Annotated in this window: 14 protein-coding genes, 1 tRNA gene and 1 pseudogene; 10 read left to right on the top strand and 6 right to left on the bottom strand. The window is 28.3% G+C overall.

Annotated features, from left to right (window positions below; genetic code table 11):
• Positions 1–77: 77 nt before the first annotated feature.
• The 3 genes from QIA41_RS03065 to QIA41_RS03055 are packed head-to-tail and all read right to left on the bottom strand — an operon-like array spanning position 78 to position 2,139.
• Complete coding sequence (locus tag QIA41_RS03065; protein WP_320292560.1) at positions 78–572, bottom strand: DUF327 family protein; 495 nt, start codon at positions 570–572, stop codon at positions 78–80.
• A complete protein-coding gene (locus QIA41_RS03060) occupies positions 559–1,113 on the bottom strand; it encodes a bactofilin family protein (RefSeq protein ID WP_320292559.1) in 555 nt (184 codons plus the stop codon). Before QIA41_RS03060 ends, QIA41_RS03065 begins: the two co-directional genes overlap by 14 nt.
• The gene (locus QIA41_RS03055) at positions 1,114–2,139 is read right to left on the bottom strand and encodes a M23 family metallopeptidase (protein ID WP_320292558.1); all 1,026 of its coding nucleotides are present in this window, start codon (positions 2,137–2,139) and stop codon (positions 1,114–1,116) included.
• 196 nt (positions 2,140–2,335) lie between these two features.
• On the opposite strand from QIA41_RS03055, the gene rdgB reads away from it, so the two are divergent.
• The 7 genes and pseudogenes from rdgB (at position 2,336) to QIA41_RS03020 (ending at position 11,198) form a co-directional block, all read left to right on the top strand.
• Positions 2,336–2,941 carry an RdgB/HAM1 family non-canonical purine NTP pyrophosphatase gene (gene rdgB, locus QIA41_RS03050; protein ID WP_320292557.1) on the top strand — a complete coding sequence of 202 codons (606 nt, stop codon included), beginning with the start codon at positions 2,336–2,338 and terminating at the stop codon, positions 2,939–2,941.
• 121 nt (positions 2,942–3,062) lie between these two features.
• The gene (gene pepF, locus QIA41_RS03045) at positions 3,063–4,835 is read left to right on the top strand and encodes an oligoendopeptidase F (protein ID WP_320292556.1); all 1,773 of its coding nucleotides are present in this window, start codon (positions 3,063–3,065) and stop codon (positions 4,833–4,835) included.
• Between the two features lie 14 nt (positions 4,836–4,849).
• Positions 4,850–5,557 (top strand): phosphatidylcholine synthase, encoded by a 708-nt coding sequence (gene pcsA, locus QIA41_RS03040; RefSeq protein WP_320292555.1) that lies wholly within the window; start codon positions 4,850–4,852, stop codon positions 5,555–5,557.
• A gap of 1 nt (position 5,558) precedes the next feature.
• The gene (locus QIA41_RS03035) at positions 5,559–6,164 is read left to right on the top strand and encodes a DedA family protein (protein WP_320292554.1); all 606 of its coding nucleotides are present in this window, start codon (positions 5,559–5,561) and stop codon (positions 6,162–6,164) included.
• Between the two features lie 18 nt (positions 6,165–6,182).
• Positions 6,183–6,266: transfer RNA gene (locus QIA41_RS03030), tRNA-Leu, on the top strand.
• A 90-nt stretch (positions 6,267–6,356) separates the two neighbouring features.
• Positions 6,357–8,879 carry a leucine--tRNA ligase gene (leuS, locus tag QIA41_RS03025; RefSeq protein ID WP_320292553.1) on the top strand — a complete coding sequence of 841 codons (2,523 nt, stop codon included), beginning with the start codon at positions 6,357–6,359 and terminating at the stop codon, positions 8,877–8,879.
• A gap of 14 nt (positions 8,880–8,893) precedes the next feature.
• Positions 8,894–11,198: pseudogene (locus tag QIA41_RS03020) on the top strand (efflux RND transporter permease subunit).
• Here QIA41_RS03020 and lon read toward each other — a convergent pair.
• Entirely contained in the window at positions 11,187–13,607 is a 2,421-nt protein-coding gene (lon, locus tag QIA41_RS03015; protein ID WP_320292552.1) for an endopeptidase La, read from the bottom strand. The pseudogene QIA41_RS03020 and the gene lon overlap by 12 nt on opposite strands.
• A 278-nt stretch (positions 13,608–13,885) precedes the next feature.
• Here lon and recJ point away from each other — a divergent pair, with 278 nt between their 5' ends.
• From recJ to rpsU, 3 genes are read left to right on the top strand one after another with little or no spacing between them, the layout of a single operon-like run.
• Positions 13,886–16,015, top strand: coding sequence for a single-stranded-DNA-specific exonuclease RecJ (gene recJ / locus QIA41_RS03010; protein WP_320292551.1), 2,130 nt, complete (start codon positions 13,886–13,888; stop codon positions 16,013–16,015).
• Complete coding sequence (locus QIA41_RS03005) at positions 16,008–16,952, top strand: M23 family metallopeptidase (protein WP_320292550.1); 945 nt, start codon at positions 16,008–16,010, stop codon at positions 16,950–16,952. Before recJ ends, QIA41_RS03005 begins: the two co-directional genes overlap by 8 nt.
• Before the next feature lie 14 nt (positions 16,953–16,966).
• Positions 16,967–17,176, top strand: a complete 210-nt coding sequence (gene rpsU, locus QIA41_RS03000) for a 30S ribosomal protein S21 (protein ID WP_002656880.1) — start codon at positions 16,967–16,969, stop codon at positions 17,174–17,176.
• A 43-nt stretch (positions 17,177–17,219) separates the two neighbouring features.
• On the opposite strand, the gene QIA41_RS02995 is transcribed toward rpsU, so the two are convergent.
• Both QIA41_RS02995 and QIA41_RS02990 read right to left on the bottom strand, forming a co-directional pair.
• Positions 17,220–19,577 (bottom strand): DNA translocase FtsK, encoded by a 2,358-nt coding sequence (locus QIA41_RS02995; protein WP_320292549.1) that lies wholly within the window; start codon positions 19,575–19,577, stop codon positions 17,220–17,222.
• Entirely contained in the window at positions 19,574–20,374 is an 801-nt protein-coding gene (locus QIA41_RS02990) for an undecaprenyl-diphosphate phosphatase (protein WP_320292548.1), read from the bottom strand. The genes QIA41_RS02995 and QIA41_RS02990 overlap by 4 nt, the downstream gene beginning before the upstream one ends.
• Positions 20,375–20,376 lie beyond the last annotated feature (2 nt).

Genomic DNA, 20,376 nt, shown 5'->3' with positions numbered 1-20,376 from the left:
TACCACTTAAAGAAGGGATTGTTTAACAATCCCTTCTAATTTAAGAATTAAAACATTTTAAAAATATCAAGCCCAATTTACATTAATAAATTTATAAGCAAGCCTTGAATCTCTTCAATACTGTCTAAAAGTTTAATCTGAATCATTTGGTTTTGTAAAACGGAATAGGCAAGCTTGTCTAACTTCTCGTTAATAATCTTAATAATTCTGTACTTGGGACGCTTAGGATCCCCCAAACTACCCCCTTTTTGCTCTTTCAGACAAACAGAAGATGATATAATAATAGATATAAATTCCGAAATAACTTTTTTGTAAAAAATCACATTTTGTCTGGAAGGTTCACTCAAAAGTCTCTCACCAATCTCGTTAATTCCATCTAACATATTTTTAATCAAATCAAGATTAAATTCGCCATTTTCAAGAAAAACAAAATGCTTATCCTCTTTTACACTTTCAATCTGAAACACCGAAGAAAAAGCATTTCTCTTATCAAAAAATACTTTTTTGCCACCTTTTTTATAATCTTTTGAATTAAGGTTTAATGCTCCAGAAAGCAAATTACTTACTTTCATCTATTTTACTCATAACACTTGAAAAATATTTATCATCCTCACCTTCCGGGAGCTGAAAAGATTTTTTTTCTTCCTGAGATTCCTTATTGATTTCAATTAAAAGATCTTCATTGACTTTATAAGAACCAGTATAAAAAAATGTATTTCTTTCGGGTGGCTTAAAATACTCAGAACCAATATCCATATATCCATCAATAATAGCTCCCTCTTCAACTTCAATCGACTTACAAGAAATATTTCCAATAACACACCCCGATGAAAATATTTTAATCTTGCTTTTAGCACAAATATTGCCCACAACCATTCCAGAAATAACAAGCTCATTAGCATCAATACTGGACTTAACTCTTCCACTCTCCCCAATAATTACCCTTTTTGTAGAACTAATAGTACCCATAAAATCGCCATCAAGCCGAATAAAATTATTTGAAACCAAATCTCCTTTAAAAAAATCACCAACACCCACTATCGTCTTTATTTCATCAAAAAGAAACAAAGACGATATTTTTCTTTCTTTTTTAACTGTTAAAAAATTTAACATCTATTTCGAAACTCCTGTTGCTAAATTTAAATACATATCAGGATTAATAACTTGAGAACCTACACGAACCTCATAATGAACATGTGGACCTGTTGCATAGCCTGTCTGCCCCATAAATCCAATTATTTGACCCTTTTTAACATAAGAACCTTTAGAGGTATTAAGGCGCGACATATGTGCATAAAGAGTAGAAAGTCCGTACTTATGCTTAATTTGAACAAAATTGCCATAACCAGCTGATTGATAACTCGCCCTAACAACTTCCCCATCAGCAGTTGCAACAATAGGAGTTCCAATTCTAACCCCTCCAAGATCTATACCTTTGTGAATGTACCACTGCCTTGTAAAAGGCTCAATAGCAGGACCAAAATGCAAAGTAATAATTCCAGATCCACCCGCAAGAGGCCAAAGGGAAGGAATATCATTTAAAAGCTTATCTTGGGCATGCAAAACCTTAACTATGCTTTTAAGAGGCGGAATTGAACTTTCTATTTTACTTTTAATATTTTTAAGATCACTAAGTTCTTTTATTGAATTAGCTTCTAAAATTTGCAAATCAATAAAATTAGAAAGATCTCCATCTTGTTTATTTTTATTTAAATCAACACTACCAGAATTAATTTTTAAAGAGGTTTTAAGTTCGTCTAAAATTTTGGAAAAATTTTTTGCAACAGAATTAATTTCCACAACTGTATTTCTAAAATCTTCGATCTCAGATTCCGCTAAAGAGTAATTTTTCTCTGTAGATTTCACAATTGATGAGAGAGTAACATAATTAACAGCAAGTAAAACAAAACCTATAAAACCACCCAAAAAAAAAGTAGCAAAGAAAATTAAAGTTAAAAAAGAAATTTTAATATTTTTTACATTCCCTTTAACATGGGGAATAACCATAAAGCTAACATTTTGCTTAAAAAAAGAATGTATAGCTTTAAGAGCTATAAACAAAGAATTATAAATAGCTAAAAAAAACTTGAAAATCCCCTTAAAACCCGAAATAATTCTGAATTTAATTCTTTTTTTCATAACAAACCTTACTAAAAAAACACCATACTCAAATAAAAAAATTAAAACTTTATTTTAATGTCTTAGAAAAAAATTCAAATTTTTCAATAAACACTTAGCAAAAAATATTCAATAAATATACATAATTTAAAAAAACAATACTTTAAATTAATCCGAATTGTACAATTAAACCCGCAAATACTTTATTATTATATAAATGAAAACAATATTTTTTGCAACAACAAATGAAAATAAAATAAATGAGGTAAAAAATATATTAGATATACCCAATTTAAACTTAATAGTTCCTCAAAATTTTAATATAAAAGAAACAGGGAAAACATTCAAAGAAAACTCTTTGCTTAAAGCAAAAGCACTGTTTGAAATTTTAAATAAAAATCAAAATGTTTTTGGAGAAGATTCTGGGTTGTGCATTGAAGCACTAAATTTGGAACCTGGGATTTACTCTAGTAGATATGACACTTATAAGCTAGGTAAAAAATTAAATACTAATGAAAAAAATCAACTTATTCTAGACTTAATGAAAAATGAAAAAAATAGAAAAGCATATTTTATATGCAACATAAGCTATATATCGAAAAATAAGCAAATATCAAATTTTGAAGGAATTATTAAGGGAGAAATTGCTTTAAGTTTAAATGGTAATGAAAAATATGGATTTGGCTATGATTCAATATTTTTAACCAAAAATAATAAAAAGCTTAGCGATCTAAAACTTGAAGAAAAAAACAAAATATCCCATCGGGGGATAGCATTCTTAAAATTTAAAAAATTTTTATTAAAATCTTTATTCAACAGCTAACACCTAAAGGCTTTTTATGCATAAAGTATAGACTTTATTGTAAAATAAAAAACACAACATTTATAAAATTTCAATGTACTATTTCTTTCTAAACAATGAAGAAAAGAAAGAGGAGAATTTAGTGATAAATAGAAATGAAATTAATGAAAATGATAAATGGGATTTATCTTTTCTATTTCCAAATGAAGAAGAATATGCAAAAGCAATCAATGCTATTGAAATTAAAACCAAAGAATTCAAAAAATATGAAAAATTAGAATTAAATTTTGATTTGTTTAAAGAAACTTTAAACAAATACTATGAAATTATGGAAGATTTAGAGAAAGTCTCTTACTATGCAATGCTCCAATTAGAAACAGATATAACAAACAAGGAATCAAATAAAATATATTCTACGAGTGTAAATATATCTACAAAGGTATCCAATTCCACCTCATTCTTCATGCCCAAGATACTGAAAACAGATGAAGAAAAAATTCAAGCTTGGATAAATACTCCTGAGCTTAAAGAGAAAAAAATTGCAATTGAAAAAATACTAAGAGAAAAAAATCATATTTTAAGCGAACAAGAAGAGGAAATACTTGCTAACTACACTCCCCTTTACTCATCTTATCAAAACATATTCTCAGCATTAACAAATGCTGATATGGAATTTGGAGAAATTAATGGGCACCCTTTAACCAATTCCACCTACACACTATTTTTACAAAATGAAGATCAAAAAATACGAAAAGAAGCTTTTTTGAAATTTTATCAAAAATATAAAAACAATGAAAACACACTTGCTAATCTTATTATTTCAGATTTTAAAAAAAACCACTTCATTGCAAAAACAAGAAAGTTCCAAAATACTTTTTCAATGCAACTTTTTTCAAACAACATTGATAAAAGAGTTTATACAAATTTAATCGAAACGGTCAACGAAAATTTATCTACACTTAATGACTATTATGAGTTTAGAAAAAAAGTTTTAAACCAAGAATATTTATATCACTACGACGTTTACGTACCATTAACAAAAGGAATAATATTTAAAAATTCGTTTGAAGAAGCTTGTGAAAAAATATTACAATCTTTAAAGATATTGGGAAGTGAATATACAGAAATTTTAAGAAATGGTCTTTTAAAAGAAAGATGGGTTGATAAATACGAGAATATCGGGAAAAGATCGGGGGCTTTTAGCGCTGGATCATACAATGGAAAACCTTACATACTTCTTAATTACAAAAACGAATCAATAAGAGATATGTTTACGCTTGCACACGAAGCAGGACATTCAATGCACTCTTACTTTAGCATAAAAAATAACCCATTCCCACACTATAATTATTCCATCTTTGAAGCAGAAATAGCATCAATAATTAACGAACAAATATTGGCCGAATATTTACTTAAAACCGAAACAGATACTAAAAAAATAAAATATATAAAACTCACACAAATTGACGACATGGTTTCAACATTTTTCCGACAAACAATGTTTGCTGAATTTGAGTACATTATTAATGAAATGATTAGCAAAGAAGAGTCCGTGGTAAAAGAAACACTAACAGAAACTTACATGAATTTGCTAAAAAAATATTTTGGACCTAGCCTAAAATTTGATGAATTAAGCCCCCTTGAATGCCTTAGAATTCCTCATTTTTATTCACCCTTTTATGTGTATCAGTATGCCACAGGCATTGCGGCCGCTCTATCAATATATAAAGACATTAAAGAAAATAAAAAAAATGCCTTAGAAAATTATCTAAAATTTTTAAAAACAGGAGGTTCTAAATATCCATTAGATTCATTAAATATTACCGGAGTAGATTTAACAAAAAAAGCAACAATAGAAAACACCATTAACATTTTTAAATATAGACTTGAAGAGATAAAGAAAATATTCCAATAAAAAGGAGATTTACTGTGGAAAATATAAATTTGATTTTAGCTTGGCTTGTACACATTTTTACAGCATCTGGTTTGATTGTAGGACTTTACTCAATAATTTCAATTATAAACGGTGATTATTCCCTTCTTTTAAAGTTGACAGTAATAGGACTTATAATAGATGGAACTGATGGAACCATGGCAAGAAAGCTTAAAGTAAAAAAACTAATACCCGAAATTGATGGAAATCTACTTGATAATATTACAGACTATATAAATTATACATTTATACCTGTTATATTTTTTTATTTAGGGGAATTCATTGGAGAAGAATATAAAGCCATCATTTGCATTGGAATTTTACTCTCATCAGCATATCAATTCTCAAGAACAGATGCAAAAACAAATGATAACTACTTCAGAGGATTTCCTTCTCTATGGAATCTCTTCATAATATTAAACATAATATTTAAAATAGAGCAAATAACAAATCTTATTACAATATCAATATGCATTATACTAAGCTTTATTCCAATAAAATTTATTTACCCATCAAAAACTAAAGAATTAAGGAAAATTACCATACCAATAACAATAATAAGTTGCTTAATATTTGTTGTATCAATATTTTCAGAGCCATCCGAAACAACGTTAAAAATAGCAAAAACTGTTGTCATTATTTACTTTGCATATTTAACTTTAGCAAGCATATACTTAACCTATAGAACAAGAAATAGATGGTAAAATGGATATAAACACAATAATAGAATCCATTGATTCAAACATAGCTTATTCCCCAATAGTATTCTTTTTTTTGTTAATTTTAGCAGGATTTAATATTCCTATTTCTGAGGATGCAATAGTACTAATGGGTGGAATTTTATCTAGTCGTAAACATGAATATACCGTATTAATATTTTTAGGAATTTTTTGGGGAGCCTATCTTGGAGACATAATATCTTTTTACATTGGAAAATTAATGGGAAATAAATTATTTAAAAATAAAAAAGAAAATAATCTGCTTGACAAAATAAATTACTATTATGGTCAATACGGAATATTGACTTTATTTATAGGAAGGTTTATACCCTTTGGAGTTAGAAATGCAATATTTATATCAGCGGGAATGGGAAATATGAAATCCAATTTATTTATTGTTTCTGACTTTTTTGCAACCTTACTCTCAACAATGGTTTATTTTACTCTAAGCTTTAAACTAGGACAATCATTTGAAATAATATTTTCAAAAATAAAAATAATTATATTTACAATATTTATTACCGTAGTATCAACAGCAATAATAATCTACGTAATTAAAAAAAATAAAAAAGTTGACAAAAATTTAAAATAAAAAATATAATGAAATAATGCTGTGGTGGTGGAAGTGGTAGACACGCTAGCTTGAGGGGCTAGTGGACGCAAGTCCATGCTGGTTCAAGTCCAGTTCACAGCATCGGAATTGTTAGTAACTTATTTAAATTAACAAAAATGCAATCTAAAAGGATATATAGAATAAATTGTAGATTAATTTTTAAGAGGACAAATGTCTAAATACGAATTCACAAAAATTGAAAAAAAATGGCAAGAATTTTGGGACAATAACAAAACATATAAAGTAAAAGAAGATCCAAGTATTCCCAAAGAAAAAAGATTATACATACTTGACATGTTCCCCTATCCTTCTGCTAATGGACTCCATGTTGGCCATCCAGAAGGGTACACAGCTACCGACATATTTGGAAGATATAAGCTTTTAAATGGATTTCATGTACTTCACCCAATAGGATTTGATAGTTTTGGACTTCCTGCTGAAAATTATGCGATACAAACGGGTACTCATCCTCAAAAAAGTACCGAAGAAAATATTAATAAGTTTAAAAAACAAATAAAAGCTTTGGGATTTGCATATGATTGGGATCGAGAAATTAGAACACATGACGAAAATTACTATAAGTGGACACAGTGGATTTTCTTGCAATTATATAAAAAAGGTCTAGCCTATGCAAAAGAAATGCCTGTATGGTACTGCCCTGAGCTTGGAACAGTACTGGCAAATGAAGAGATTATTCAAACTCCGGATGGACCAAAATCTGAGAGAGGATTTCACAACGTAGAAAAAAAATATTTAAGACAGTGGGTCTTAAAAATTACAAAGTATGCTGACAGATTATTAAACGACCTTGAAGAACTAGAATGGCCTGAGCCTGTAAAAGAAATGCAGCGAAATTGGATTGGCAAATCAACGGGAGTTGAAATCGACTTTGAAATTGAAGACTGCAATGATAAAATCAAAATATTTACAACAAGACCAGATACAATCTTTGGCATAACATATTTAGTAATAGCACCAGAAAATAAACTAGTAGAAAAAGTAACAAAAGATAACTTTAAAAAAAGTGTCTTAAAATATGTAAAACAAGAAGAACTCAAAAGCGATCTTAAGAGAACCTCGCTTGAAAAAGACAAATCGGGGGTTTTTACAGGATCTTATGCATTTCATCCAATAACAAACGAAAAAGTTCCAATTTGGATTGGAAGCTACGTACTAGGAAATTATGGAAGTGGAGCTGTAATGGGCGTTCCAGCACATGACGAGAGGGACTTTCAATTCGCTAAAAAGTACAAATTAAAAATTTTACCAGTAATATCAAAATCGGGGAAAAATGAAATACTAAAAAAGGCATTTACTAATGATGGAATTTCAATAAATTCCCCTAATGAATTTAATAATCTTAAAAATTCCGAAGTAAAAGATAAAGTAATAGAATGGCTTATTAAAAACAAAAAGGGGAAAAAAACGGTTACCTATAAACTTAGGGATTGGATTTTTTCAAGACAAAGATATTGGGGAGAACCTATACCCATTTTGTTTGACAAACTCGGGAATGCAATACCTTTAGAAAAAAATGATCTTCCTCTAAAACTTCCAGAAACCGCAAACTATAAACCCTCTAAAACGGGAGAATCTCCTTTATCAAAGATTAAAGATTGGATAAACGTAAAAGATACTGATTTTACAAGAGAAACAAACACAATGCCTCAATGGGCAGGCTCTTGTTGGTATTATTTGAGATACCTTGACCCTAAAAACCAAAAAGAATTTGCAAGTAAAAAAAAAATTGAATATTGGATGCCGGTTGACCTATACATAGGTGGAGCTGAACATACAGTATTACATCTACTTTACTCAAGATTTTGGCACAAAGTTCTTTATGATCTAGGGTATGTGAATACCAAAGAACCTTTTAAAAAGCTGATAAATCAAGGAATAATAACGGCATTTTCTTATCAAAAAGAGAATGGGATTTTAATACCAAATGACCAAGTTATAAAAAAAGACAATAAATTTTTTGACAAAAAGGATAATAAAGAAGTAGCTCAAGTAATCGCCAAAATGTCAAAATCTTTAAAGAACGTAATAAGCCCAGACGACATCATTAAGGAATTTGGTGCAGACTCAATAAGAATTTATGAAATGTTTATGGGTCCGTTAACAGATTCTAAGCCCTGGAACACCAAGGGCATTATTGGTGTTTTCCGATTTTTAAACAAAATTTGGAACTTAAGAGAAAAAGAACTATCAAAAGACAATCCTCCAAAAGAAATAGTATCTCAACTACACAAAGTAATAAAAAAAGTCACAGAAGACACAGAAAAACTAAATTTCAACACCGCAATCTCCGCTATGATGATATTTATAAATGAGCTTATAAAATGTGAAAAAAATTATTTAAATATATTCAAACCATTTATCATTATTTTATCTCCATATGCACCTCATTTAGCAGAAGAACTGTGGGAATATATTGGAGAAACCCCTAGTTTATTTAAAAATTCAAAATGGCCAAAATTCGATGAAAATCTTATTATTAAAGACACAAAAGAAATCGTCTTGCAAATAAATGGGAAAATAAAAGACAAAATTTTGCTCACCAAGGAAGCAGATGAAGAAGAGTTAACAGAAATAGCAATGAAAAATAGCAAAATAAAATCAAATTTATTCAATAAAAAAATAGTAAAAATAATTGCAATTAAAAACAAGCTTGTCAACATAGTAATAAAGTGAAAAAGAGGCATAATATGGACTTTGAAAGCCTAAGCATTAAATATAAGGGAATTATATTCACAATATTTATATTAATTACTATTTTTTTGGGATTTTTTTTAAAAAATCTTAAATTCGACGCAAACATTTTAAAACTTATTCCCAAGACTGAAGAAACTGAAAGTCTAATAGACATTGACAAAAGTAATTCACTTTTATCTACAATAGTAATATTTCAAGATAAAAAAAATATTTTCAATAAAAAAAACTTTGAAATAATAAACAAGGTGATCAATGAAATAACCAAAATTTTAAAAGTATCTCCAAATGCCGTTACAAGCATATTTTCTTATTTTCCGCAATTTAAAAAAGAAATCTACACCGATAAAGACATAGAAGAAATAAAGGATAAAATAAAATCAACTCCATTCGTAAAAAACACATTCTTAGGCAACTCGGAAAATTCAATATACTTCATAATAATCCCATCAGAGAGTGATAAAATTAACTTCAGCAGAAATTTAAAAACCGAACTTGATGAGATGGAAAAAATAATTAAAGATTATGAAACAGAAGACCTAAAGTTGTATCTTACAGGAGATTTAATAGTAAGAGAAAAAATCTTAAACTACATGGTTGAAGACTTCAAAATATTGGGACCTCTTGCTACCTTTGTAGTAATAATTTCACTTTATCTTATTATAAAAAATATAATCGGCGCATTAATTCCTATTTGTATTGCATTATTATCATTGATTTGGACTTTTGGAATTAAAGGACTTGTACAATCCCCTATTACAGTGCCAGAAACTTCAATGATCGTTTTACTCATTTCAATCGGATGCGCTAATGCTGTGCACATAATAAATGGGATATTTAAATTAATAAAAAAAGAACAACTCTCAAAAGAATCAATAAAAAGAACAATTAAAAAACTTAAAACTCCTATTCTGCTAACATCTCTTACAACTGCATTTGGATTCCTATCTCTTACAACCTCTTCGATTAATGCTTATAAAACAATGGGTATTTTCATGTCAATTGGGGTAATCATTTCAATGGCAATCTCATTAACCGTTTTGCCTGGAATATTAACATTAATCCCATTTGTTAAAAAAAAATCTCTTGAAAAACAAAAAGAAAATAAACTGCATAAAATATCTTTCCTTGAAAAACTTGCTAAACTAAATACACAAATAACAAAGTCTATATTAAAAAGAAAATATACATCCTCTATAATAGTTATAATAATACTAGGAATTTCTATTGCAGGCCTTTTAAGAATCGAAATCAATTTCGATGAAAAAGATTACTTCAAAGAGCGCACAAGTGTAAAAAAAACATTAAACCTAATGCAAAAAGAAATGGGCGGAATATCGATTTTCAAAATAGAACTTGAAGGAAACCCCGGTGAATTTAAAAATGCTAAAGCAATGCAAAATTTAGATTTAATTACAGATAAACTTGATGCATTTTCTGCAAAAACTCAATCCAGTTCTATTAATGGAATTTTAAAATTCACAAATTTTAAAATTAAAAAAGAATCCCCGCTGGAGTATAAACTGCCTGAAAACAGAATTATACTAAATAAACTAATAAACTTGGTAGACAGAAGCGATTGGACTAAAGAAAATAAAAAAATGTATATTAACGATGATTGGTCACTAATATCTATTATAGTAAGAATTGAAGACAACTCAACCGAAGGAATAAAAAAATTTGAAAAATATGCTATTAAAACAATTAATGAACATATGAGTAATAATAAATATCATTTCTCTGGGGTATATGATAAGGTCTTAATAGCTAAAACAATGGTAAGAGAGCAAATTATGAACATTATAACAACTCTTGGATCAATAACACTATTGCTTATGTTTTTCTTTAAATCTATAAAAACCGGAATAATTATTGCAATCCCAGTAGCATGGTCGGTGTTTTTAAACTTTGCTGTAATGAGATTATTTGGAATAACTTTAAACCCTGCAACAGCAACAATTGCATCTGTAAGCATGGGAGTTGGGGTAGATTATTCAATCCATTTTTTCAATACGTTTATTTTAAAATACCAAAAAAGCCAAATCTACAAAACCGCACTTCTTGAATCAATACCCAGCGTATTTAATGGAATATTCGCAAATTCTATCTCTGTTGGAATAGGATTTTTAACTTTAACATTTTCGGCCTATAAAATAATATCTACTCTTGGAGCAATAATTGCTTTTACAATGCTAACAACTTCCCTTGCATCACTAACTCTTCTTCCATTATTAATTTATTTATTTAAACCTAGAGTTAAACTAACTTCAAAATAACAATTTTAAAAAATTAAAACAATAATTTAATGACCTCACGCATATTGTCTACAAGATAAAAATTAATACCGCTTTTAATGTTAATAGGAATCTCTTCTAAATCAACTCTATTTGCCTTAGGAACAATAATATGTTCCACACCACTACGCTTTGCAGCAATTATTTTTTCTCTAAGACCTCCTATCATCATTACATTTCCAGTAAGAGAAAGTTCCCCGGTCATAGCCAAATGAGGTCTAACAACCTTGTCAAGGGCAAGAGAAATAAAAGCACTAGCTATTGTAATTCCTGCAGAAGGCCCATCTTTTGGAGTAGCTCCTTCTGGAATATGCAAATGAATAATATTTTTTTCAAAAAAAGACTTATTAATGCTTAAATCTCCTTTAATACTATTAACATAAGTATAGGCAATATTGGCAGATTCTTTCATAATATCCCCAAGTCTACCGGTCAATTTGATTCCACCTACCTTGGACTCCGTCTTTACAGTCTCAATCATTAAGGTTGAACCCCCATAATTTGTCCACGCAAGGCCCATTACCATTCCCGAATACATAGCACTAGGTATACTTTCCTTTCTAAAAACAGGTACACCAACATATTCTTCTAGATTGTCATTAGAAATTTGATAAGACTTAACTTCAGTATTCTCGATAAGTTTTCTTGCAACCTTTCGTACAATCCTGTTTAAATATTTTTCAAAATTTCTCACTCCATTATCTCTTGCATACTCTTGAGCAATTTGAACAAGAGCTGAACTTTGAAATTTCAAAGAATCCTTATCAACTCCATTTTCACTTAAAACTTTAGGGATTAAGTATTTTCTTGCAATCTCTATTTTTTCGTTATCAACATATCCAGAAATTTCAATAACCTCCATTCTATTTAATAAAGGCCTTGGTATTGTTTCAACAGAATTAGCGGTTAAAATAAAAAATACATTCGAAATATCAAAAGGAAGATCAAGATAATGATCTCTAAATTTAACATTCTGTTCGGGATCTAAAACTTCAAGAAGAACAGAAAAAGGATCCCCATAATTTGAAGCAGAAATTTTATCGACTTCATCAATTAAAAAAACAGGAGAATTTGTCTTAGTAATTCTTAAGCCTTGAATGATTTTGCCAGGCAAAGCACCAACATAAGTTCTTCTGTGCCCCTTAATCTCCGATTCATCACGCATTCCACCAACAGAAAATCTAAAAAACTTGGTTCGCAAAACTTTTGCAATAGCCGCTCCAATAGACGTTTTCCCCACCCCAGGGGGCCCCACCAAAAGAATAATGGCTCCCTTTTGGGTCTTTCTTAATTTAAGAACAGAAATATATTCAATAATTCTATCCTTAACTTCTGTCATTCCATAATGAGTTTTATCCAAAATTTTTTTAGATTTTTGCAAATCTAATTTATCGAAATTAATTTTCAAACCCCGCCAAGGAAGCTCAGTAATGAGTTCAAGATAATTTCTAATAACAATATATTCAGCCGAGCTTGTCTCAAGAAGTGAAAATTTTTCTAACTCCTTTTCAACTACCTCTAAAGACTCTCCTTTCAATTCTAAAGCCTTTAACTTAGTTTTAAGCTTTTCTAAATCGCTGTTCTTTTTATCACCTATGCCAAGTTCAGCTTTAATAGCTTTAAGTTGTTCTTTTAAAAAAAACTCTTTTTGTTGTTTTTCCAATCTTTCTTGAATGCCCTTAGCAATCTTATTTTGAATTTCAATTAAATTAAGCTCTTCATAAATTAACTCTAAAACTTTCTTAAGCCTATCTTTTACATTCAAAGTTTCAAGAACTATTTGATGATCATTTTTTGACGACGAAATAGTGCTAGCTACAATATCACATAATTTTCCCTTATCCTCAATATTAACCATATTTAATTGGACTTCCGGCATTTTTCTATGTGAAAATATCTCTTTAGTTCTAAGCAAAATACTGCTGTAAACTGCCTTTGATTGAATATCATCCTTTCTAACTGGAATTTGCTTTAAATAGTCAATCTCGATTATGGGGAACTTATCACTTAAAACAACTTTAACAAATTTAATCCTGTCAAAAGTTGAGACGAATATATTGTAACCACCATCTGGAAGATTAATTTTTTTTATTATCTTTCCAGTAACTCCAACAGAATAAATATCTTTACTATAATCAATAATTAACTTCTGTTGAGCATCATTATTGTTTTTTTCTAAAAATTTATCATTCAAAACAAACAAAGCAATGATTCCATTACCTTTCATTGCATAATCGACTGCTTTCATATCAGAATCAGAAATTATAACAATCGGAATAAACATCCCTGGAAAAACTGGATGAGAAGGAACTGCTATTAAAGGGACTCTTATGGGTTTATTAGAATGAGGCAAAATTCCAGTTACGGGCTTTTCTTTCTTTTTATCTCCTAATCTAGCTTTTTTAAATTCATCCATAAAATTTGAAATCTCCTAAGCTAATTATAACAAAACAAATATTTTATGGAAATTCATTTAATAATATTTTTTTTTATTATAAAATAATAAAATGAGAATTTGTACAGTTAAAATTATGCCTATGAACTTGGGTTATGGTGAAAATTACAATCCACTAAAGCTATATCATTGAATAATAAATACAATGAATACTGTTTAAAATTAATTAATTTATGGTAAAGTTTGTAAAAAAGTATCCTTGAAAAAATTGATTAAAAAATTAAATTCTAGAGAAATAAATGAAAATTTGGAAACAAAAAGAAACTAATATACAAGCCCAAGAATTAAATCACATTGCTAAAAAATATAATATTAACCCCTTTGAGGCAACATTGCTTATAAAACGAGAAATTAAAGAAGAAGATTTCATGTTTTTCCTTGAAGACAGTGTAAATTTACTACACAACCCATTTTTATTAAAAAATATAGATAAATTTATAAACAGAATTAATAAAGCAATTGAAAAGAATGAAAACATATTAATATTTGGAGATAAAGATGCTGATGGAATAACCGCAACAATAATAATGTATGAAACTCTTAAAGATTACGGACTTAATGTGAGCTATAAAATACCTTCAAATGGAGAATTTTATGGACTTTCAAACGAATTAATCAACATAGCTTTAGAAAAAAAAATATCTTTAATAATAACCGTTGATAACGGTATTTCCAGTATTGAAGAAATAAAATATGCAAATTCAAAAGGAATAGAAATAATAATTACAGACCACCATCTCCCAAGCGAAGATTTTAAAACTGAAAACATAGTTATAAATCCCCATCTCAAAGATGACGAATACCCATTCAAAGAGATAGCGGGATGTTGTGTAAGTTTTAAAACTTGCCTTGCTCTTAGCATGTCTTTTACAGACCTTTATTCTAAAAACCTTGTATTTTTATTTTTAGAAAAAACAAAAAATGAAATTATTCTTCATGCAATAGAAATAAACAACTATATTTTAAAACAATATCTAAGATTAGATAATAAGAATGATCCTTTAATTAACTCAAGCAAACTAGAAAAATTTATACAAAACAAATACATAGTGATCTTCAACAAAGAAGATCAAGATCAATTATTAAATCAACATTACGGAAAAAGCATAATAAATATGGAAACAATCGATATTGGTGAAAATTTTATAAAAAAATATCCAAATTTTAGAAAAAAAACATTAAAAGACTTGATCCGAGCAACTAAATATTTTAAATATAAAGAAGTTGAAATTAAAGAAAAGCTTTACTACATATTTTACAGCGTAATTTTTGAAACTAACAAAAATTTGATCCAAAAATGTCTAAAAAGAATTAGCTTTGTCGCAATAGGAACAATAGCAGACAATATGCCCCTTATTAATGAAAACAGAATAATCCTAAAAGCAGGAATTAAAGAAATTGCACTAAGAGAAAAAATGTCTATTAATTATCTATTAAAAGATGCAAATATATTAACAAAACCAAATATAACTTCAATGGATATCGCATATAAAATTGCACCAATACTCAATTCAACAGGAAGGCTTGAAAAAGCAGATATTGCAATAAATTTTTTATTAACTAACGATATCGATCAAATAGAAAATAAATTTAAAGAAATAAAAGAAATAAACAAACTGAGAAAATATAAAGAAGAAAAAGCTTGGAATTCACATGCTGAAAATACTATTTTTAAAAACGATAAATTTATAGTTTGCTACGATAAAAATACCCCAAAAGGGATAAGTTCAAGAATTGCAACTAGGCTTTCTAGTTACTACCAAAAAGTTGCTATTTTTTTAACGAAGCAAGATAATATTATTAAAGGATCAATAAGATCAAACAATAAAATCAATTCAAAAACACTAATATCAATAATACCACCTCGTTTAATAATAAATTCAGGGGGACATAAAGCTGCTGCTGGATTTACGCTGTATGAAAATTTACTAGAAGACTTTATTAAAGAATTAGAATACGCAACTACAAAAGTTGAATATGAAGTCACTAGAGAAAGCGAATCGATATTAATAGATGCTATTCTTCCAAAGAATTTAACAAAAGATTCTCTTTTTAAAACAATAGAAATATTTGAACCTTATGGCTATGAATTTAGAGAGCCAATATTAATGATGGAAAATGTTTACCTTCAAGAGCTCAAGGTAATTGACAAAAATTATAGCTCAAAACATATAAATATGCGTATTAAATCACAAAACGATTACTATAAAGCCATTTTTTTTAACGGAACAAAAAAAATAGACGAATTGGGTATAAAAGAAGATCAATATTTAGACATTATTTTTACAGTTAATGAAGATTTTTATTCTCCGAGAGACAAAATTTTAAAAATCATAGACATGAAAAAGAGTGTTCAAATCAATGCTTAGAATACAAAAAACCTTACTTATATTTTGTATTCTGGGAATAGAAAATATAAATTCAGAGATAATCAATACTATTCCTAAAGTACAATATAAAAAAGAGGTATTTCAAGGAGATTGCATATACTTTGCAAGTAATGAAAATTTTAAAAAGTTATCACTTTTAAGTATAAATAAAAATCCAATAATAAGTTCTTCTCCATTCAAATTTACAGTAGGAAGTAAAATTTACTACATAGCATTTATAGGAATTACACCAATGATAAAAGAGGGAAAAAGAAAAATTCAAATAGAATTTAAAAATAAAAGCTATGTCAAAGAAATAGAAATAAAAAAATTTAACTTTAAAAAAACAAAAATTAGCTTTAATGAAGGAAAAGCCAAACTTATTACCCAAAAAAAATCAATAAAACAAAAAGAACAAGCCCTAATTTTATGGGATATTATTGGTAATATTGGAGACACAAGAATATACCACTATGATTCTTTGGTAAAACCTATAAAAGATCAATACATTATAACAAGCCAATATGGAGATTTAAGGCTTTACATGCAAGGTAACAAAAAAATTTCAAATTATACAATGCACAATGGAATTGATTATGCACCATTTAAAAAAGAAAATACTCCAATTTTTGCTGCTGGAAAAGGAAAAGTTGTATTTGCACAAAATAGAGAGCTAACAGGTAATACCCTTATAATACAACATTTACCGGGTATATTTACAATTTACCTTCACCTCTCAAAATTAGGAATAAGTGAAAATAAAGTAGTTAGCGCTGGTGAATATATTGGACACGTTGGAAATACAGGTCTTTCTACAGGCCCTCATCTACACTTCGAAGTAAGAATTAATGGCATAGCAATAAACCCAGATTTCCTTTTAAAGGAAATGCTTATTGACAAAAATAAAATAATAAATAATATTAAAAGGATAGAGTAAAAGGAGGTGATTTTTTGGTAACAGTCACTGTGGATAAAAATGAAAATCTTGAAAAAGCATTGAAACGTTTTAAAAGAATGATTGAAAAAGAAGCAATTATTCGTGAATGGAAAAGAAGAGAATACTATGAAAAACCATCCACAATCCGTGTGAAAAAGGAAAAAGCTTTCAAAAGAAAACAAGCAAAAAAAGTAAGAAAATTAAAACAAAAAACTAATAGATAGATAAATAGATAGTAAGAGATGTTCAAATGGATATCTCTTTATTTTAAATTAACACCTCTCTGGGTTTTGATCCATTAACGGGTCCTATGTACCCCATATCTTCCATAATCTCAATAATTCGAGCTGCCCTATTGTAACCTATCTTCAATCTTCTTTGCAGATAAGATGCTGATGCTTTTCTTGTGGTTTTAACAATTTCAAGAGCTTCGTCAAACATCGGCTCATCAGAAGGTCCAATAGCAATTAAATCTGATTCTTTTGCACTATCAATAAATATCTCATCATCAATATAATTTGGAGAACCAAATTTCTTAACTTCTTCAACAAGCCTGTAGACTTCTTTTTCATTTAAAAATCCACCTTGAATTCTTTTGGGAAAAGGATTTAAAGAACTAATATAAAGCATATCTCCCTTCCCTAAAAGCTTTTCGGCACCAGAAGATCCAAGAATTATTCTAGAATCCATAGAACTGGCTACCATAAAAGAAATCCTTGAAGGAAAATTGGCTTTTATTACCCCTGTAATAACGTCAACTGAGGGTCTTTGAGTTGCAAGAACTAAATGAATTCCCACAGCTCTAGCCATTGCAGCAAGTCTAGAAATCAAATTTTCCAAATCTTTTCTTGCAGAAAGAATAAGATCTGCAAATTCATCAATAATTATTACAAGATACGGTAAAACCATTAAATTCAAATTCTCATCTTTTATTTTTTTATTATAAGAAGAAATATCTCTTACCAATAAATTATCAAGAAACACATACCTTCTTTCCATTTCATCAAGACACCACTTAAGAGCTTCTAAAGCTCTCTTTACATCTGTAATAACTGGCGTTAATAAATGAGGAATATCATTGAAAAGTTTAAGCTCAACTATCTTAGGATCTATCATGATTAATTTCACTTCATCTGGGGATTTTGAAAAAATAATTGAAGCAATTAACGAATTTACACAAACCGATTTACCCGCTCCAGTTGCACCGGCTATTAATAAATGTGGAGAACTAACAAGGTCAAAAACAATATTATCGCCACTAATCTCCTTTCCAAGAGCAAAAGGAATTTTAAAATTCCCTCTAAATTCATTGCTGTTTATTATCTCTGAAATTAAAATAAACTCCCGTCTTTTATTGGGAATTTCAATTCCTACAGCTTCTCTACCAGGAATTGGAGCAATAATCCTAACCCTAATGGCTGCAAGCCTTAAAGCAATATTATCAGAAATAGAAGTAATCTTGGAAAGCTTAATTCCTTTATCTGGACGAACAGCATACATTGTCACAACAGGCCCTTTAATAATATCAATTAATTTTGCATTAATATTAAACTCTTTTAATGTCTCTTGAAGAATAGCTGATTGCTTTTTAATTTCTTTCTCATATTCAATATCCTCTACATCATTTCTGGCCTCTTTCTGGTCAAAAACTGAAATATCAATAGCGTAAGAGTCACTTTTTTTATTAAAACCTACATTTTCATTATGAGCATGAGGAATAGCAACTTGGCTAATTATGCCTTTAGTCCTTATCTCACAAGCCTTAACCTTACCACTAATAATTAATTTATTATCTTCAAGATTGTTCAAATATTTATACTCACAAAATTCATCAATTTCATCTGCAATTAACGCATTATCATTTGGAATCTCCTTGTTTGAAAAGCTTGATTCTTCAGGCATGGGATCTGAACTTTCAAAAACGGTTTTGGATAAATTAACATTGGAAGGTTTTTTATTGTTTCTTAAAAAAGAATTAAATGACCATAAAGCTTGATATTCCTCATCATTAATAATATTCTCTTTCTCATCCAAAACTTGAGAATCTTTTGGATCTTCTACAAAATCTCCATAAACTTTAATATCTTTTTTTACATCCAATGAATTTGAAAAAGGGAAATAACTTAATATGTTTTCAAGCAAAATCTTAATCTTAAACTCTAAAAATTTAAAAGCATCTAAAATAAAATTAACATCTTTGAAAAAGACATAATTCAAATAAATCCAAACAACAAATTCTAAAATCAAAAGAATAAAAATAAAAAAATTTCCTAATATTGGACCAAAATTAACAAGAAACATCTTAATAAGATAAGATTTCTCAATATTAGAATTAATTTTTATTAAAAATATTAAAGTAAAAAATAATATTACAGTATAATTCCAATTAAATATGAATCTTTTAGTAAAAATATGTTTTTTATAAGCATACCAATTAACAAGTGGATAAATTATTAAATAAAATGATAAGAATGAAAAAACATTAAGCAGTATTTGCCCTATCAGATTGAAAACAAAAAACATAAATATATTGCTTAAAGGAGTTAATGCTACAAAAAGAGAAAAAGAAATAACCGAAAGCATAAAAAAAAACAAAAATTGAAAATACTGATAAAAATCTTTCATATTCTAAAAAAACAACAAACTGTAATTGAAAGTAAAAATAAATATATTGAAAAATAATATAGTTTTTTATTATTAAGCATTTTAAAAAAGAAATTTATTGAGAAAATGCCAACAACAAAAGCAACCAATGCTCCTAAGTTTATTTCAAAAAAATTTAAAACCATAAAAGTATTATAAAATTCTTTATGTTTTAATAAAATCGCTCCAAAAACTATTGGGATTAAAGACAGAAATGAAATTTCAAAAGCACTTTTTCTATTAAATCCAAGAACCGCTGCAGAAAAAATTGTAATTCCCGAACGAGATATTCCTGGCAGTGCCCCCAAACCTTGCATTAACCCCATAAAAATTCCCACTAACAAAATATTATCTTTAAAATCAATTTTAAAAAAATTGAATTCTAGCATCAGAATTAAAATCCCTGTTATAATAAAATTAATTAAAACAAACGGCAATGTGAACATTTCTTCGTATTTTAAAATAAAAGTTCCAACAACTCCGGTAACAATAGTTATTATTAATATAAGCAATATTAATTTTAAATTTGTTAAATCTGATTTAACAGTTTTTCTTAAAAAAAATCTAATAGAAGTTAAAAAAAGCTCTAAAATCCTTTGACGATAGTAAATAATAATCACTAAAACTGTAGCAAAGTGTAAATAAATATCAAATATTATTGGAAGCTTTAAATGCATAAAATGCCTAAAAAGCAATAAATGTCCCGAACTAGATATTGGTAAAAACTCCGCAATACCTTGAACAATGCCCAAAATAATTGCACTTAAAATATTTGTCATCA

It is taken from the genome of Borreliella sinica (genome assembly GCF_033969665.2).
GTDB lineage: Bacteria > Spirochaetota > Spirochaetia > Borreliales > Borreliaceae > Borreliella > Borreliella sinica.
Note: the sequence above shows the minus strand (reverse complement) of the source record. Positions and strands in the feature narration are given on the sequence as shown.

What these genes read in the sequence shown, in the direction of transcription:
- QIA41_RS02995 (WP_320292549.1), bottom strand. Translation starts at nt 19,577, where the DNA reads ATGAAAGATTTTTATCAGTATTTTCAATTTTTGTTTTTTTTTATGCTT.
- QIA41_RS03060 (WP_320292559.1), bottom strand. Translation starts at nt 1,113, where the DNA reads ATGTTAAATTTTTTAACAGTTAAAAAAGAAAGAAAAATATCGTCTTTG.
- QIA41_RS02990 (WP_320292548.1), bottom strand. Translation starts at nt 20,374, where the DNA reads ATGACAAATATTTTAAGTGCAATTATTTTGGGCATTGTTCAAGGTATT.
- rdgB (WP_320292557.1), top strand. Translation starts at nt 2,336, where the DNA reads ATGAAAACAATATTTTTTGCAACAACAAATGAAAATAAAATAAATGAG.
- QIA41_RS03005 (WP_320292550.1), top strand. Translation starts at nt 16,008, where the DNA reads ATGCTTAGAATACAAAAAACCTTACTTATATTTTGTATTCTGGGAATA.
- QIA41_RS03055 (WP_320292558.1), bottom strand. Translation starts at nt 2,139, where the DNA reads ATGAAAAAAAGAATTAAATTCAGAATTATTTCGGGTTTTAAGGGGATT.
- QIA41_RS03035 (WP_320292554.1), top strand. Translation starts at nt 5,559, where the DNA reads ATGGATATAAACACAATAATAGAATCCATTGATTCAAACATAGCTTAT.
- QIA41_RS03065 (WP_320292560.1), bottom strand. Translation starts at nt 572, where the DNA reads ATGAAAGTAAGTAATTTGCTTTCTGGAGCATTAAACCTTAATTCAAAA.
- recJ (WP_320292551.1), top strand. Translation starts at nt 13,886, where the DNA reads ATGAAAATTTGGAAACAAAAAGAAACTAATATACAAGCCCAAGAATTA.
- leuS (WP_320292553.1), top strand. Translation starts at nt 6,357, where the DNA reads ATGTCTAAATACGAATTCACAAAAATTGAAAAAAAATGGCAAGAATTT.
- lon (WP_320292552.1), bottom strand. Translation starts at nt 13,607, where the DNA reads ATGGATGAATTTAAAAAAGCTAGATTAGGAGATAAAAAGAAAGAAAAG.